Source organism: Candidatus Eisenbacteria bacterium, assembly GCA_035577985.1.
Classification (GTDB): Bacteria; Desulfobacterota; Binatia; order DP-6; family DP-6; genus DATJZY01.
Map to the genome: position 1 here is coordinate 17,201 of DATJZY010000012.1, position 15,828 is coordinate 33,028.

17 protein-coding genes are annotated in these 15,828 nt (G+C 70.2%); 5 read left to right on the forward strand and 12 right to left on the reverse strand.

The window, feature by feature from the left end:
* Positions 1-6: 6 nt before the first annotated feature.
* The 6 genes from VMS22_01300 to VMS22_01325 are packed head-to-tail and all read right to left on the reverse strand — an operon-like array spanning position 7 to position 5,065.
* Positions 7-456 carry an RNA-binding protein gene (locus VMS22_01300; protein HXJ32650.1) on the reverse strand — a complete coding sequence of 150 codons (450 nt, stop codon included), beginning with the start codon at positions 454-456 and terminating at the stop codon, positions 7-9.
* Between the two features lie 44 nt (positions 457-500).
* Positions 501-1,283 (reverse strand): glutathione S-transferase family protein, encoded by a 783-nt coding sequence (locus tag VMS22_01305; protein ID HXJ32651.1) that lies wholly within the window; start codon positions 1,281-1,283, stop codon positions 501-503.
* Between the two features lie 23 nt (positions 1,284-1,306).
* On the reverse strand, positions 1,307-2,296 hold the full coding sequence (locus VMS22_01310; GenBank protein ID HXJ32652.1) for an LLM class flavin-dependent oxidoreductase: 990 nt from the start codon (positions 2,294-2,296) through the stop codon (positions 1,307-1,309).
* A gap of 48 nt (positions 2,297-2,344) precedes the next feature.
* Positions 2,345-4,045, reverse strand: coding sequence for an amidohydrolase (locus VMS22_01315; protein ID HXJ32653.1), 1,701 nt, complete (start codon positions 4,043-4,045; stop codon positions 2,345-2,347).
* Positions 4,042-4,701: an FAD-binding oxidoreductase gene (locus VMS22_01320; protein HXJ32654.1), complete on the reverse strand. Its 660-nt coding sequence runs from the start codon at positions 4,699-4,701 to the stop codon at positions 4,042-4,044. The genes VMS22_01315 and VMS22_01320 overlap by 4 nt, the downstream gene beginning before the upstream one ends.
* Positions 4,691-5,065 (reverse strand): 2Fe-2S iron-sulfur cluster-binding protein, encoded by a 375-nt coding sequence (locus VMS22_01325; GenBank protein ID HXJ32655.1) that lies wholly within the window; start codon positions 5,063-5,065, stop codon positions 4,691-4,693. The genes VMS22_01320 and VMS22_01325 overlap by 11 nt, the downstream gene beginning before the upstream one ends.
* Positions 5,066-5,138: 73 nt before the next feature.
* Here VMS22_01325 and VMS22_01330 point away from each other — a divergent pair, with 73 nt between their 5' ends.
* The 4 genes from VMS22_01330 (at position 5,139) to VMS22_01345 (ending at position 8,070) form a co-directional block, all read left to right on the forward strand.
* Positions 5,139-5,984, forward strand: a complete 846-nt coding sequence (locus VMS22_01330) for an enoyl-CoA hydratase-related protein (GenBank protein ID HXJ32656.1) — start codon at positions 5,139-5,141, stop codon at positions 5,982-5,984.
* A gap of 85 nt (positions 5,985-6,069) precedes the next feature.
* The gene (locus VMS22_01335) at positions 6,070-6,846 is read left to right on the forward strand and encodes a hypothetical protein (GenBank protein HXJ32657.1); all 777 of its coding nucleotides are present in this window, start codon (positions 6,070-6,072) and stop codon (positions 6,844-6,846) included.
* Between the two features lie 4 nt (positions 6,847-6,850).
* Positions 6,851-7,381, forward strand: a complete 531-nt coding sequence (locus VMS22_01340; protein ID HXJ32658.1) for a hypothetical protein — start codon at positions 6,851-6,853, stop codon at positions 7,379-7,381.
* Positions 7,378-8,070 carry a class I SAM-dependent methyltransferase gene (locus VMS22_01345; protein HXJ32659.1) on the forward strand — a complete coding sequence of 231 codons (693 nt, stop codon included), beginning with the start codon at positions 7,378-7,380 and terminating at the stop codon, positions 8,068-8,070. The genes VMS22_01340 and VMS22_01345 overlap by 4 nt, the downstream gene beginning before the upstream one ends.
* On the opposite strand, the gene VMS22_01350 is transcribed toward VMS22_01345, so the two are convergent.
* From VMS22_01350 to VMS22_01370, 5 genes are all read right to left on the reverse strand, one after another.
* Entirely contained in the window at positions 8,064-9,089 is a 1,026-nt protein-coding gene (locus VMS22_01350) for a hypothetical protein (protein ID HXJ32660.1), read from the reverse strand. The genes VMS22_01345 and VMS22_01350 overlap by 7 nt on opposite strands.
* Positions 9,090-9,103: 14 nt before the next feature.
* Entirely contained in the window at positions 9,104-9,952 is an 849-nt protein-coding gene (locus tag VMS22_01355; protein ID HXJ32661.1) for an SDR family oxidoreductase, read from the reverse strand.
* Positions 9,953-9,963: 11 nt separating this feature from the next.
* Positions 9,964-12,447, reverse strand: a complete 2,484-nt coding sequence (locus VMS22_01360; protein ID HXJ32662.1) for an SBBP repeat-containing protein — start codon at positions 12,445-12,447, stop codon at positions 9,964-9,966.
* A gap of 127 nt (positions 12,448-12,574) precedes the next feature.
* Positions 12,575-13,168 carry an RES family NAD+ phosphorylase gene (locus VMS22_01365; GenBank protein ID HXJ32663.1) on the reverse strand — a complete coding sequence of 198 codons (594 nt, stop codon included), beginning with the start codon at positions 13,166-13,168 and terminating at the stop codon, positions 12,575-12,577.
* Positions 13,169-13,251: 83 nt separating this feature from the next.
* Entirely contained in the window at positions 13,252-13,689 is a 438-nt protein-coding gene (locus tag VMS22_01370) for an MbcA/ParS/Xre antitoxin family protein (protein HXJ32664.1), read from the reverse strand.
* A 95-nt stretch (positions 13,690-13,784) separates the two neighbouring features.
* Between VMS22_01370 and VMS22_01375 the strand changes: the two genes are divergently transcribed.
* On the forward strand, positions 13,785-14,201 hold the full coding sequence (locus VMS22_01375) for a nitroreductase family deazaflavin-dependent oxidoreductase (GenBank protein ID HXJ32665.1): 417 nt from the start codon (positions 13,785-13,787) through the stop codon (positions 14,199-14,201).
* Positions 14,202-14,378: 177 nt separating this feature from the next.
* On the opposite strand, the gene VMS22_01380 is transcribed toward VMS22_01375, so the two are convergent.
* A partial coding sequence (locus VMS22_01380) for a hypothetical protein (GenBank protein HXJ32666.1) occupies positions 14,379-15,828 on the reverse strand: 1,450 nt, incomplete at its 5' end.

The window sequence follows — 15,828 nt, forward strand, 5'->3', positions numbered from 1 at the left end:
GGCTTCCTAGTACCGCAGGCTGCGCTTGCGGGCGCGGAGGCCGCGCCGGCTTCCGCCGCCCTTGCGGAATCCGCGGAAGTCACCCCCACCGTCTTCGGGCGGTGGGACGAACTCCACCGGGGCACGGCTGAACCCGCCTCCGGTCTCGGGTCGCGCCGCGGGACGGGGTGCCCGCGGTGGTGGCTTGTCGTCGGCGTCGTTCACGCGCAGCCGGCGGCCGCGCATCTCGAGACCGTCGAATCGCCGCACGGCGTCGGCGGCCTGTGCGTCGCTTGCGAACTGGGCGAAGGCGAAGCCGCGTGCCTTCCCGGTCATCCTGTCGATGCCGAGCCGTACCCGGACTCCCGGATCGACCTCGGCGAACAACGCGCGCAGTTCCTCTTCCGTTGATTCGTAGCTGAGATTCCCAACAAAGATCGTGGCCGAAATGACTCTCTCTCCTTTCGTGAGTGAGATGGGGCGAGCCTAGCGCGTGTCTGCCGCTCGTGCGAGGGCAAATCTCACGAAAACTCGCGTGTGAACCGAATATTCTCCTTGCGAATACCCTCGATGACGATGTCGGCTCCGCCGCTGCGGAGCATCCATTCGAGGCGGTGGTCGCGGTATTCGCGCTTGAAGACCCCCGAGGCGACTAGTTGGGGCAGCATCTCGAATCCCTGCATCGACGCCGCTGCCGCCTCGAAAGTCGTGGCGACCGAGGGGCGAGCGCGGATGCGATCGAGCCAGGCCGCGAGCGGCGTTTCGGGGGCTGGCGCATTACCGAACGTGGCCGAAGCATGCACGAAGGGTGCCACGCAAACGTCGGCCCACCCGAAGGTGGCCCCTCCGAAGTACGGCTGGGTGCCCAAGTGACGGGCAAGCCAATTCTGTACACCGGCCGTCTGCTCCGCGGCGCGGCCGACGAGGCGATCGGCGAGCTCGCCGGTGGCCCGCTGGAAGGCCCGGATCTCCATCAACGCCCAGTTCACGGCCTCATAGTAGGTGTCGCACACCTCTTCGATCATGCGCGCGCGAGCGCGCTCGAGCGGGGTGGCGGGCAGCAGGGCGGGTGTCGGCCACTTCTCCTCGATGTACTCGAGGATGATCGTCGAGTCGAAGATCGAGGCGTCGCCGTCGACCAGCGTCGGGACCTCGAGGCGTGGGTTCAACTTCACGAACTCGTCGAGGTTCGAGCCACCGATGATGTCGGGCATGCGCGTCTCGAACGGCACGCCCTTCTCGCCGAGCGCGATCTTCACCTTTTGCACGTAGGGCGAGAGCGGGTGCTCGAAGACGATCAGCATTGGGCTGTTTAGAGCACAGTCGATCAGGCCTGGGAACCCGGGGCGAGCCCCTCGAGCGTGGAGAAGATCGCCCGCTCGTCGAAGGCGAAGGGATGCACCATGGGCGTGGTCACGCCGGCATCGTGGAACGCGCGCAGTCGCCGGCGGCACTCGCCGGCCGATCCGATGATCGCGATGCGGTCGACCATCGCGTCGGTGACGGCGGCGAGGTTGCGGCCGCGGTCCTTTGCCTGCCATGCGGCCAGGATCTCGCGCGCCTCGTCGGCGAAGCCGCACCACGCGGCGAAGCGGTTGTAGACGGAGGTCGCGAAGTAGGGGCCGAACATCTGCCGCACGGCGCTGCGTGCGCCCGCCGGGTCGTCGGTCACGAGGACCTGGAAGCGTGACACGACCTCGATCGCCTTCGGGTCGCGTCCCGCGCGCGCCGCGCCGCGACGGACGTGCTCCATCATGCGCGGCACGGCTTCGACCGGCATCATGTTGAGGACGACGCCGTCGGCGAGCTCGCCCGCCAGCTCCAGCATGGACGGCATGAGCGCGGCGACGTAGATCGGCACCGGCGAGGGCGGCGGCGAGACGAGACGAAAGCCGCGGCTGCGAAGGCGCTTGCCCTCGAAGGTCACCCGGTCGCCCGCGAGCATCTGCCGGATGACGGTCACGGCCTCGCGCATGTGGGTGAGCGGCTTCTCGAACGGCACGCCGCCCCAGCCGGCGACGATGGTCTCGCTCGACGCGCCGATGCCGAGCACGAAGCGGCCGGGCGCGAGCTGGGCGACCGAGCCGGCCGACGCCGCGAACACCGACGGCGTGCGCGTGTAGACGGGAATGACGGCGGTGCCGATGCGCAGGCGCTGGGTCACGTCGGCGACGGCCGTTGCGACCACGAACGCGTCGGGACCCGCGCCCGTGTCCGCGATCCACACGCTCTCGTAGCCGAGCTCCTCCACGCGACGCGCGACGCGCTGGCACATGGGAAGGTTCGGCGGAACGGGGAGACTCGCGGCGAGTCGCATGTCGATCGTCTCCCTTCGCACGTCGGCGGGCCCGGGGACAACCGCCCGTCAGTTGGACTCGGGGGCGCGGTAGGCCTGGCGTCCGTCGACGATCGTTTCGAGCACTCGGATCTCGTCGAGCTGCTCGGGCGGCACCTCGAGCGGCGAGGCGGACAGCACGACGAAATCGGCGAGCTTCCCGGCCTCGAGCGAGCCCTTCTCGCCCTCCTGGAAGGCCTGCCAAGCCGCATCGATCGTGACTGCGCGCAGCGCCGTCACGACGTCGATGCGCTCCTCGGGACCGATCGTGGCGCCGGAAGTCGAGCGCCGGTTGACCGCCGACCAGACGAGCCGGAGCGGCTCCATCGGTACCACGGGGGTGTCGCAGTGGAGCGAGAAGCGCAGACCCTGCCGGCTCGCGCTCCGCGCGGGGCTGATGCGTGCCGCCCGCTCCGGGCCGAGGAACCGATCGCGATGGCGGTCGCCCCAGTAGTACGTGTGCAGCGCGAAGAAGCTCGGCGTCACGCCGAGGCGCCGCATGCGATCCAGCTGATCGGGCCGGGCGGTCTGCGCGTGGACGACGATCGGGCGCGCGTCGGGCCGGGGATGCGCCGTCTGGGCGTGCTCCACGGCGTCGAGGATGTCGTCGATGGCGGCATCGCCGTTGCCGTGCACGGCGACCTGGAAGCCGAGCTCGTGGTAGCGCTCGATGCGCGCGGCGAGCTCGCTCCGCTCCGTGCGCCGGTAGCCGCGATACGCAGGGTCCGCGCCGGGCGGCACGTGATACGGTGCCGAGAGGTGGGCGGTGTAGGTCTGGATGGATCCGTCGGCGAAGAGCTTCACCGCCCCGATGCGGACCCAATCCTCCCGCGTGGACGGGAACGTCGCCCGGCCCTCGACCACGGCGTCGGTCGCGTCGGTGCTGGGCCACAGGACGAGACGGAGCGACAGGAGCCCCAGGCGCGACGCCCACGCCAGCGATTGGATCTGCGCCATCGTCGCGTTGCCGTTCTGCGCCGTCGTGACGCCCGCAGCGAGGTAGCGCCGCTCGCCCTCACGCAGGATGCGGTAGGCGTCGAGCGGGCCGGGCGCGAAGACGCGCGCGGCCACGGGATCCATCGCGTGCTCCTCGACGACGCCGTCGAGCTCACCGGCGGCGTCGCGGTGCAGGCGGCCGCCCGGCGGATCGGGCGTCCGTGCGTCGTATCCCAGCGCGGCGAGCCCGCGCGAGTTCACGGCCGCGAGATGCCCCGAGACGTGCACGGCGGCGACCGGGCGTTCGGTCGAGACCCGATCGAGGTCCTGACGCGTGGGATGGCGGCCCTCGGCGAGCAGCGAGTCGTCGTAGCCCATGCCGACGACCCATGCGTCGGTGCTGGTCGACGCCGCGCGACGGCGAAGCCGCTCGACGACGTCGGCGATGGTGGCGACGTCGCCGGCGGGTGGGGCGTGGAGGTCTTCGATGACCGCGAAGAGGCCCGACCCCGGGAAGTGGCTGTGGGCGTCGACGAAGCCAGGGACGAGCGCGTGCCCGTGCAGGTCCAGCACGCGGGCCCAGCGGCCGCCCCACGCGACGACGTCGGCCTCGCTGCCGACGATCGCGATCCGGTCGCCGTCGATGCCGATCGCCTCGACGACGCGGTTCTGCGGGTCGAGCGTCACGATCGGGCCGCCGCGGTAGATCGTGCGGCCGGAGACGGCGAACAGATGCAGCCCGACCAGCGCGAGCAGGATGGCGACGAACGCGGCGACCGCGCGGCGGAGGGTCACCACTTCTCGTACTGGACCGTACGCCGGGCGTAGCCCGCGCCGCGGAGGCGATCGCGCAGCGTGTAGACGATCGGCCCCACGCCGCACACCCAGAAGTGGCGCGAGCGGTCGGCGTCGGCGTCGACGAAGCGCCGCTGCGTCTCCTCGACGAGGCGATCGGGGTCGACGACCTCGACGGTCACGCCGGGCAGGCGTGCGAGCTCCTCGTGGTACACGCGCAGGTGCGTGCCGTAGACGAGCCGCAGCGGACGCCGCGTGCGGCCGGCAGCGTGCAGGAGCATCGATCGGATGGGCGCGATGCCGGTGTTCTGCGCGATGAAGACGAGCGGCGTGTCGGGCGGCTCGTCGAGCGTGAACGTGCCCCAGGGACCGGTGAAGTCGACCGGGTCCCCCGCCCGCAGGCCGAAGAGGTGGCGCGAGCCCGGACCATCGGGCACGAGGTTGAAGAGGATCTCGAGCTCGTCCGGGCGTGCGGCGTCCGACGCGATCGAGTACGGCCGGATGATCCGCTCGCCACCGACCGGGAGCAGGCACGAGAGGAACTGCCCCGGGCGAAACGAGAAGCCGTGGTCGCGCCCGAGCGCCAACACGAGCGAACGGGTGTCCGGCGCGTGGTCGATCAGCTTCGCGACGCGCGCCGTCCGCTCAACGGCCATGGCTTCCGGATTCGATGTTCACCGTGTAGCGCGGCACGACCACCACGATCTCGGCGTTGGGATCCGTCACCACCGCCTGGCAGCCGAGGCGCGAGGTCGGCGTCAGGCCGACCGCCTTGTCGAGCAGGTCGTCCTCGTTCTCTTCCGACGGACGGAGCTTGTCGAAGCCCTGCTTCACGACGACGTGGCACGTCGTGCACGCGCAGCTTCCACCGCACGCGTGCTCCAGAGAGACGCCGTGACCGAGCATGACGTCGAGGATCGAGGCGGGCTGTCCGTCGTGCTGGAAGGGCGCCTTCGCCGGGTCGAACTCGATCACCCGGTCGGGGTCGCCGTTCTCGAACTTCACGATCAGCTTCGCCATGAGCTCTTGGGCTTGTAGCAGCCCGGGTCGGAAGCTGGAACCGGACCGCGCCTTCGTTGTAAGCCTCGCGGCCATGGCCATCCACTACGCAAACGACGGGCACGTCGTGACGATCACGATCGACCGCCCCGAGGCGCGCAACTCGCTCGACGTCGACCACTTCGGCATGCTCGCCGACGCGTGGATCCGTTTCCGCGACGACGCCGACGCCTTCGTCGCGATCCTGACCGGCGTCGGCGACGTCTACTGCGTCGGCGCGGACTTGAAGAAGTTCGTCCCGATCGTCGCCGAGCGGGCCGACAAGCTCGCGGCGGGGGAATCGACGCTCGCGGTCGGCGAGTCGAGATATTCGATGGCGCACTCGCTCATCGCCGTGCTGCGCGACGGCGCGCTCGTCCCGGAGACGGGCGAGGAGTTCAAGCTCTACAAGCCGGTCATCGCCGCGATCAACGGCATCTGCGCCGCGGGCGGCATGGAGATGATGTGGAACACCGACCTGCGCGTGTGCGCCGACACCGCGTGGTTCCAGCTCGCCGAGCCCCGGCGCGGGCTCTTCCCCGGTGGCGGCTCCACGGTCCACAGCGCGCGTCAGCTCTCGTGGTGCAACGCGATGGAGGTCCTGCTGCTGGCCGAGCGGATCACGCCCGAGCGGGCGCTCCAGATGGGGCTCGTGAACCGCGTCGTCCCACGCGACCGGGTGATGGCCACCGCGCGCGAGTTCGCCGACACGATCTGCAAGAACGGGCCGCTGGCCGTGAAGGCCTGCAAGCAGTCCGCCAAGGAGAGCACCTTCCTCGGGCTCAAGGAGGCGCTCGAGAACGAGATGAGCTACTCCGCCGGCGTCTTCATGAGCGAGGACGCCAAGGAGGGGCTGGCGGCGTTCAAGGAGAAGCGGACGCCGGTGTGGAAAGGACGATAGGCGGCTCGCGGCCGATTCCAGCCGTGCTAGGAGAGACGGCAGCGCGATGGGCCGGCTGACGCGGCGAGATCCGGGTGCGGTAGGAGTGGCGACCGTCGTCGTGCTCGCGGCCGCGCTCGCCGCGGCGTGCGCGGCGCGGGCCCCCGAGCGAAGGCCGCGTCCGTTCGACTTCGCATCCGATTCCTTTGCCTTCGCGAACGAGACCCTCCTCGAGTTCCACGTCGCCGACGACGGATCGGAGAGTTGGACCGAACGCGACCCGCGCCCTGCATTCTCGCTGCGGTGCGCCCCGGTCACGCGGGCCGTGCGGCAGTTCTTCCTCGAGGCGCGCTTCGCTCCCGACGCCCCGCCGCTCGACGACGAGGGCTACCGGGCCCTCGTGCGGGCCGTCCTCGCGCGATCACCGCGCGACCGGGTGCCGTCGGCCGATCCCGTCGTCATCCCGGGCTATCCGAACCTGCGGTCCTTCAGCGCCGCGCACGAGGCGATGTTGAAGCAGGAGATCAGCAGCTCGTGGCGGATCTTCTTCCAGCGCGCGAACTGGCGGCTCATCTTCCCGTTCACGCCCTCGAACCAGGAAGCGACGGCCGAAGCGCTGCGGCGCGACGTCGAGAAGGGGCGAACACCCATCGTGCGTGTCCACCGCTATCCGTCGTTCGCCATGAATCACGCCCTGCTGCTCTACGGCGTCGAGGACGCGCCGGTGGGGCTTCGCTTCCGCGCCTACGACCCGAACGACGCGGACGCGCCCGTCACCTTCGAGTACGATCGCGTCGCGCGCACCTTCACGTTCCCCAAGCGCGTGTACTTCGGCGGCGGGCCGGTGAAGGTCTACGAGATGTACAGTGGGCCGTTCTACTAGGATCGTGGCGGCGGCGCTCGCCGCAGTCCTGGTGGCGACCTCGGGCTGCGTCACCGGACATCTCCTCGACGTCGGGCGGCGCCGCGAGTACGTGGCGTCGGTCCGCGAGGCCTGGGTCGACGGCGATCGGCTGGTCATCGGCTACGACGCGCGCGTGACCGACGACAACGGCCGCACGCTCGGACGGACGCCGCGCTGGATCGTCGTGCCGCTCGCCGGGGTCACGACGCCGGCGACGCTGCGCCCGGAACCCCTGCGCTCGTGGGACAGGTCGGGACGTCCCGTCGCGGTGTGGGACGGGACGGGTACGCCGCCCGCTCCGCCGTTCCTGCGCGTGACGCCGGCGGAGGACGGCGACCTTCTTCTGGCCTACGAGGAGCCCGCCGATCCGGCGACCCTCTACGCGAGCGCGCTCACGCAGGTGTGGACGACGCCCTGGGTGTATCTGCTCGTGCCGTTCACGCTCGCCTTCGACCTCGTGACGACGCCGCCGCTCGTGGCGATGGCGCCGGCGGTGCTGGTGATGGGCGAGTGAGCGCTTCCGCGCCCTTCGATCTCGCCGACGAATACGAGCGCCAGCTCGCGGACGGCATCCGCCTGTCCGGCGAGGATCGGCACTTCTTCATCGACGGCCGGATCGCGGACCTCCGGGCGCGACTGGCCGGCGCGGCGCCGCGCCGCATCCTCGACTTCGGCTGCGGCCTCGGCGACGCGAGCCGTCGTCTCGCCGACGCGTTCGCTGGCGCCGACGTGGTCGGCGTCGACACGTCGGCGAAGGCGCTCGCCGCCGCGACCGCCCGGCACGCAGGCCGGCACGTACGGTTCGAGCATCTGGATGCGTGGCCGACCACCGAGCGCTTCGACCTCTGCTACGTGAACGGCGTCTTCCATCACGTCGTGCCCTCGCATCGAGCGGCCGTGCTCGCGCGCATCCACGCCGGGCTGCTGCCGGGCGGGCATCTCGCCGTCTTCGAGAACAACCCGTGGAACCCCGGCGCCCGCCTCGTCATGCGGCGCATCGCCTTCGATCGCGACGCGGTGCCGATCTCGCCACGCGCGCTGCGCGCGCTCGTCGCGTCGGGGGGATTCGAGGTCCTGCACCAGCGCTCGCTCTTTTATTTTCCGCGCGTGCTCGGCTTCCTGCGCGCTCTCGAGCCCGCCCTCGCGCGCCTCCCGCTCGGCGCGCAGCACTGGGTGCTGGCGCGGCGTGCCGGCGATCACTGACCGCGACGACGCAAGATCTGGGTCGCCGCGTGCTTCCAGCTTCCCTTGGCGAGCTGCCGGCACGTATCGCGCGCCGAGCGGTCCGTGGCGAGCTTGCCCACCTCGGCGACGACGGCGCGTGTGACGGCGCTCACGTTGTGGGCGGCGAGATCGTAGTAGTCGGCGAACTGGAAGGGGAAGCCCCGGTCGCCGAGCGGATCGCCGGCGCCGTCGGACACCGCGCGGATGCCGAGAAAGGGAACGTCGGCCTCGTCGGCCGCGCGCGCGACGGCGGCCGTCTCCTCGTCCTCGACCGTGTTGGAGCTCTTCGGCTTGGGCTTCATCGCGACGCTGATCCCGGCCGTCATCGCGGTCGGCAGCTCGCAGCCGAAGAGCGGGCCGCCGTTCGGGATGCACGGGATGGGGTTGCCGCCGCTCGGATCGCTGGTCGTGCCCGTTCCGCCGAAGACCACGGTCGGCGTGAAGGGCATGCATACGGTGTGGGAGTCGGGTGCTCCCGGCGGGACTTGCGTGCACTTCTCGAGCGGTGCGGGGAGGTTCGTCTTTGCGAGGCGCGCCAGTGCGAAGAGCGCCTTGTTCGGGTGGAAGACGCCGTCCTGGTCCTTCTCCATCCAGTCGGTGGCGACGACGACGTCGCCGATGCGACGGTTGCTGCCGGCGACGCCGTTCACGATGACCGCCGCGGCGTCGAAGGTGGACAGGACGCTCGTCGTCGAGGTGCGCGCGTTCGCGATGCCGATGCCCATGAGCCCCAAGATCACGCTCACGCCCTCGAGGCGTCCGACATAGTACGGCCGGCCACCCGCCTCGACCGTCGATTCGATGTCGGCCGCGGCGACGAGCGGGGCGAGCTCGGCGGGAAAGGCCGAGAGCACGATGACGTAGGGCGGCGAGGCGTGATCGGTCGCGGCGGTCTCGCAGAGGCCGTTCGTGTGGCCGGCCGCAGCGTTGCCGGCCGAGACGGAGAGCCAGACGGTGGAGGCGGCGAGCAGGGTCGAGAGTCGGCGGGACGTGTGCATCGCGTGTCGATTCCTCACATGCGGCCGGTGCCGCCGTCAACGGAAGGAGCGGGAGCTGCCTTACGTTGCGCGGCGTCGCAGACGCGACGCGCGACGCCCGGCAGCACCGCCTGGCCGAACGCCACCAGCCGCGAGGCGAGGTTGGGATAGATCTCGAAGTCGCCCCGCGCCATTCCGGACACCATGGCCTGGGCGACCACCTCGGGCGACAGCGTCTTCACCGTACCCGCGATCGCCTTCGTCTCGGCGGGCTTGTGCAGGTTCTCGAACGCGAGCTGCGGCGTGTCGGTGTCGGGTGGGAGGCAGAGGCTCACGCGCACGCCGTACGGCCACAGCTCGGCGCGGAGCGCTTGCGAGAATCCGACGACGGCGAACTTGCTGCCGGCGTAGGCGGTGTAGCCGTAGATGCCGAGCACGCCGGCGAGCGACGAGACGTTCAGCACGTGTCCGCCGCGCCGCGCGACGAGATGCGGCACGACGACCTTCGACATGTGCACGGTGCCGAAGTAGTTGACGTCCATCATCCGGCGGAACTCGGCGGCTGGGAGGTCGACGAAGCGGCCGGGCATCACGATGCCGGCGTTGTTGACCAGGATGTCGGCGCCCTCGGCCGCGAGGTGCGCCGTCATCGTCCGCTCGACGGCGGCGGCGTCGGCGACGTCGAGCTCGAGGACGGTCACGCGCGCGTCCGATCGCAGCGCCAGGAGCTGCTTCCGCGCCTCGTCGAGGACGCTGCGTCGCCTGGCGACGAGCGCCACGTCCGCGCCGAGCGCGACCACCCGGGCGGCGAAGGCGTAGCCGATGCCGCTCGAGCCGCCGGTCACGACGACGCGTTTGCCGCGAAAGTAGTCGCTCGGAGCCACGGCGCTCGCCGTCAGGTCTGGAGCAGGGAGATGAGCTGTGTGGCGGCGCCCTCGATCGGCGACAATGCGATCCCGAGCGTCCCCTTGCCGTCGGCCGCGCGAGCCTTGGAAACGAGCTTCGCCAGCTTGCCGCGCGCCCGCCTGAAGAAGCGCGTGTGCTTCTTGCCGGTTGCGTTGATGCCCCTGGCGATCGAGGCGTCGGCGGCGTGATCGAGGGTGCCGAGCTGCTTGGCGACCTTTCGGCTCTTGGCATTCGCTGCCGCGGCAGGGTCGGGCAGGGCAGCGGTCAGCGCGGCCTGGCAGCTCGCGATGTCGGCGCAGCTTCCGCCACCGCTGGGACCCCCGCCCGGGCCGTTGCCGGGGGTGCCGTTGATCCGTGCGACGTAGAACTGGTCCGAGAACGACGCCGTTTTGGTGAGCAGCGGCCCGCCCTTCACGGGGAAGCTCGACGCGTCGGCGAACGTGCTGCCGAAGAGGAAGACGTCACCGGTCGAATGGACGGCCATGCCGTCCAGGTTCTCGCTCGATCCGCCGAAGAAGGTCGACCACTCGAGGCCCATGCCGCTCGCCGGCACCTTGGCGACGAACACGTCGCCGTACGTGCCGAGCCGCGTCGCCCCGACGCCGCCCGCGGGGTAGTCGTCAGGACCACCGGTGGTCGTTCCCGCCACGTAGGCGTTGTTGCCCGCGTCGACCCCCACGCGCACGTTCTCGCCGGTCGCGTTGCCGACGAAGCCGGCGTACCCGATCGTCGTACCGGTGCTGGCGACCTTCACGATGAAGGGGACCTGTGAGCCGTCGAGCGCCTTGGTGGTGAGATTCGGGCCGATGCTGGTCGGGAACGACGAGCTGCTCTTCGTCGAGCCGGCGACGTACACGTTCCTCGACGCGTCGACGGCCACGCCGGTCCCCTCGTCGAAGCCGGTGCTTCCGATGTAGCCGCAGAAGACGATCGAACCCGCGGGCCCGATCTTGGCGACGAACGCGTCGCCGAAATTGAGGATGTCGTTGGTGTCGCCGCCGTTGTAGGTGAGGTCGGGGCCGAGCGTGGCCGGGAACATGTCGTTCTCCGACGACGCCGTGACGCCGGCCGCGTAGGCGTTGCCGTCGTCGTCGGCCGCGATCGCGTCGATCTCGTCGACCTTCGTGCCGCCGAGGAAGCCGGCGTACACGATCGCACCACCGGAGTTCACCTTCACGACGAACGCGTCGTCGCCGTCGTTCGTCTGGCCGTTGTAGTGGAGGGTGGGGCCACCCATGACCGGGAAGACGGACTCGTCGGAGTTCGTGAACCCGGCCGCGTAGGCGTTGCCGTTCGCGTCGGCGGCGAGCGCGCGGGGGCAGATGCCGCGATTGCCCGGGATGAGCCGCGTCCACGCGACGCCGGAGCCGTCGGCGGCGATCTTGGCGATGTAGATCCCACCCGTGGCGGGCGGGAGCATCGGTCCGGTGATGTTCGGCAGCATGTTCGTTCCGCTCCCGAGGAGGTAGACGTTGCCGTCGGGATCGGAGGCGATGGCGTCGCCGGTCTCGAAGGTGGAGCTGCCGTAGAAGCCGGCGTAGACGATGTTGCCGCCCACGCCGATCTTGGCCACGAAGGCGTCGGTGTTGTCGCCGTACGTCGTGATGGGGCCGATCAGCGGCGGGAAGGTGCCGGGCTCGTTGTTCGTGTTGCCGGTCACGTACGCGTTGCCGTCGCGATCGACCGCGATGCCGCCGCCGCGCCCGCACGTGCCGACCGAATCGGTCGCGGCGAAGAAGCCGGCGTAGACGACCATGGCGGGATCGAGCTCGAGCGGCAGGGTGGGATCGTACGCACCCAGGTCGAACGAATGCTCGTGCACGCCGGGGGCCGTGGCCGGCACGATCGCGTAGCGCACCGGAACGTCGACCGAGCCGCTCGCCGTCCGCTGGAACGCGATCGGGCGTGCGTCTTCGAAGCCGCCGTCCGGCGTCTCGATCGCGAGCGTGTCGGCCGCCGTGTGCACGAGGCGCTCGGCGCCGCGATAGGCGAGACGGATGCGGTCGGGATCGGCGCCCGGCCGGACGTGGAACGTGTACTTGAGGGCGTGCCCCTGCACGGCGTACTCGAGGTCGATGCCGGGCCAGAGGTCGCGATAGACGAGGCGCGTGTAGGTCGGGACGCCCGAGCGGCTCACCCCGCGTTCGCCGCGCCAGAAGGAGAACGTCGTCGCCGCCGGATCGAGGCCCTCGGGTCGCACGCCCGGGCGCGCGCCGGGGAAGGTGAGCTTCACGGCCTCGCGCCGGATCTTGCCGTGGAGCAGGAGTGTCACGCCCGACGGCGTGAAGTAGAGCGTCTTGTCGGTCGCCTGCAGCACGAACCCGACCCGCCGGTCGAGCTGTCCTTCGTTCGCGACGAAGAGGAGCGGCATCTTCGCGATCGCGGCGGCGACCTCCCGCGGCGGGGCAGCGAGGGCATGGGGGACGAAGGAGAGGATGACGGCGGGGATGGCGGCCAGGCGGAGGAGCGTCATGGGCGTTGTCCTACCGAACGTCGCGCGCCACCGAAAGAGCGAGGTGATGTCGGGGGGAGAGGGCGCGTGTCCGGACGCCACACTCTCGCGTCCTCCCTGACCCAAGGCGGAGTCTTGGGTCGGTCTGCTAGCTCGCCCTGCCGGTCACCCGACGGATCGCCGGCTCCTTCTTCCCGCTCCACACGTACTCGAAGTGCGAACCCTGCCGGACGTTGAGCACGAGCCTCGGCCGGAACGCGACGACGCAGGTGTGGCCGGGATGGCGGACGCTGTCATAGACGATCCCGTTGGAGCCGGCGGATCGGAGTCGCAGTCCCAGTTTCTGCGACGCCACGTAGCTCCTTGCACCGTATGCCGAGCGAAACCGGCGGCGATCCCGCACGTCGTGGAAGGCCGCGTTGAAGTCCGCGAGGTAGTCCCGGGCTTCGACCCTCCCGGACGCATGGCCGACCTCTTCGAACTCGCCACGCCAATGGAACGCCACCTCGGCGTGGGCGGTGTCTAGATCGAAGGCGGCGTACCAGCCCCCCAGGTCGCCCGAGGTGAACCGCCCTCCGGACGGGTGGGGATGGCAGAACGCGGCGTTGACGATGCTGGCATTGCGTCCCGTCGCGAGCTCGGCGCGTGGCAGCAGGATGCGTTCGCCCAGATCGTTCTGAATGCGGTCGTTGGTCCAGCTCTCGAGGTCGGCGAGCGCGTCGCGGTCCTGCGGCGGACTCACGTCGGCAAACACGTCCACGGCAGGGAAGCGGCTGCGGACGAGGCGATGGGTATTCTTGATCCGGAGGCGTCGCTCGGGTGGCGTCAATTCCAACCGCCCCTACGGGCATCGAGGAGACGCCGGACGTCGTAGAGACCGATCGTGCCGCCGCGCACGGCGTGGTCGACCGGCGAGCGGCCGCCGAAGAGCACGTTGCGGTTCGGCAGCTTCATCCACCGGTGCGCGAAATCGGCGTCCGGGTAGAGGATGTGCAGCGCCTTGTAGATGCCGAGGACCAGGGAGAGCCGCACGAGCACGTCGTAGGGAAGCGTGACGTCGGTCGCGGTCTTCCAGTTGTACAGGGTGGACTTGCTCGGCCAGCCGAGAAGCCCGAGCCGATCCTTCGCATCGAGCCCCCACTTGTCGGCGATGCTGAAGAAGGCGCGCAGAGCTGGGGCGGACTTGCGCTTGCGCTCGGCGGGGTGGGGGCGGAGGGCGGCGGGGGTGACGTCGCCGGTCTTGTCACTCTGCGTCTGCGGCATGATCGCCCTCCCGACCCACGATTCCAGATCTGGACCGCCATGTCCAGATGTGGACATGGGTCGCCACGGCTCGCCGGGCGTGCCACGGTGAGACCATGCCTGACTACAGTCTGTTCGGCGACGAGCACGTGCGGCAGTACGAGGCGACCGGCGGGAAGGTCGGTCACGACTGGAACGGCACGAGCTGCCTCGTGCTCCACACCAAGGGCCGGAAGTCCGGGAAGACGCGGAAGTTCGCGCTCATCTACGGGCGCGACGGCGAGGACTACGTGCTGGTCGCGTCGAAGGGCGGGGCGCCCGACAACCCCGGCTGGTACGAGAACCTGGTCGCGAACCCGGAGGCGACCATCCAGGTGTGGGACAAGCTCATCCCGGTCACCGCGCGAACCGGCAGCGCCGCCGACAAGAAGCGCGTGTGGCCGACGATGACGAAGCAGTGGCCCGGCTACGACGGCTACCAGGCGGGAACCAAGCGCGACATCCCGGTGGTCCTCCTGACGCCGCGGCGCTGACGCCGGCGAAACGCTCGATCGGCGCCGTCGAAATTCCGTTACACGCCGGCGGCAAAGGTGGTCTGAGTCGGCGTGCGGCGACGTCGTCAGCTCGACCAAGCGGTCGGTGAAGCGGACCGCGTCGTGCGATCACGGCGTCGACCCGCCGTCGGCGACGTGGGGAGTCTGCAGCGGCGACTAGGGCTGCAGGTTCGTCTTCAGGAACAGCACGCCGTACGGGTTCCAGGTCGAGATGTTCCAGTAGATGTCCATGCCGTTGCCGACGTCGGACTGCGTGTACGCATCGATGATGTTCGCGCCGTAGAAGAACCCCCTGTCGAACGTCTTCCCGACCGGGGTGCACCCGAAGAAGAAGTCGACCGGGCGCACGTCGTCGCTCCGCATGCACGGGGCACCTGGCTGATCGACGCAGAGGGGATGGAAGAGGACGCCGCCGGGGCCGAGGGGCGATCCGACTTCGGTCGGTGACCCCTGGAGCAGGTGGGGCTTCGGGGGCGACCACGGTCCCCACGGATCGCTCGCGAAACGGATGCGCACCGAGCCCGGGCCTTCGCCCGGCCGGTCGTGCGCGGGGTCGGCAAGCAGGTAGTCGCCGATGTCGCCGCCGTAGAGCATGACCCACTTGTCGATCGTGCCGCCGACCCAGCTCGCCGTGAACTGGTTCACGAGCGGCTGCTCCTCGAACGGGCTGCCGCCCGCGACGCCGTCGAGCGCGAGGGGCTTCGCGTTCGCCTGCTTTCGCGACCAGCGCGGAGACCCGTTGCGTGCGGTACCCGCGTAGAAGAACGGACGGAACACCCAACGCCCGTTGCGCGCACGCTTGATCGGCAGCTTGTGCACGAGGAGGTAGATCTGTGCCTGGCGCCCCTGCTCGCCCGAGAAGTGGGGCCGTCCCCAGACGAGGAGCGCCCCGGTGCCCGGCTCGTAGTCGCTGGCGGCGGCCCGGCGCCCGGATCCGGACGCCGGGTGGAACGCGAAGCGCTTCACGGTGCGCGCCGTCGTGTTGATGAACTTGTTCGTGCGCAGGGTGGCGAGCGACTCGTAGTGGCCGCGCCGGCTCGGGTCCTCGATCGCGAGCTCCATCTCGTTGCCTTCGGTGAAGCGCTCGGAGCCGGGCGTGCCGTCGTTCTGCGAGCTCGACGGGTCGACGCAGAGGCCGTTCGCCGTGGGGAGACACGATTCGCCGAGGGACGCGTTGCAGCCGCCGCCCGTCGCGAGGTCGCAGGCGGTCGGGATGCCGTTCGGGGCCGGGACGCACTCGCCCACCGTCGTCGAGCAGCGCAGGCCATCCGCGCTCTTCCAGTTCGAGCGATCGGGATGGTCGGAGAGCGGGCCGCGACAGGCGGCGACGAGATCGGCGACGCCCGCCTTGCAGGGAATCGTGCCGCCGCGTCCCACGATCGCCACCAGATGCTCGCCGTCGCTGTACGCCGAGACCGGTACCTGGCCGTATCCCATCGCGAGCGACTCGCCGTTTCGCGTCACGATGAGCCGCTGGAGCATGTTCGGGTCGCCCGGGATCGTGTCCATCGTGAGCGGCGGGACGCCGTCGGGTCGCACGAGCGGAATCGAGCCCTGCGAGTCGTCGTTGTGCTGCTGCGGGAAGCACACGGTGTCGAACACCTCG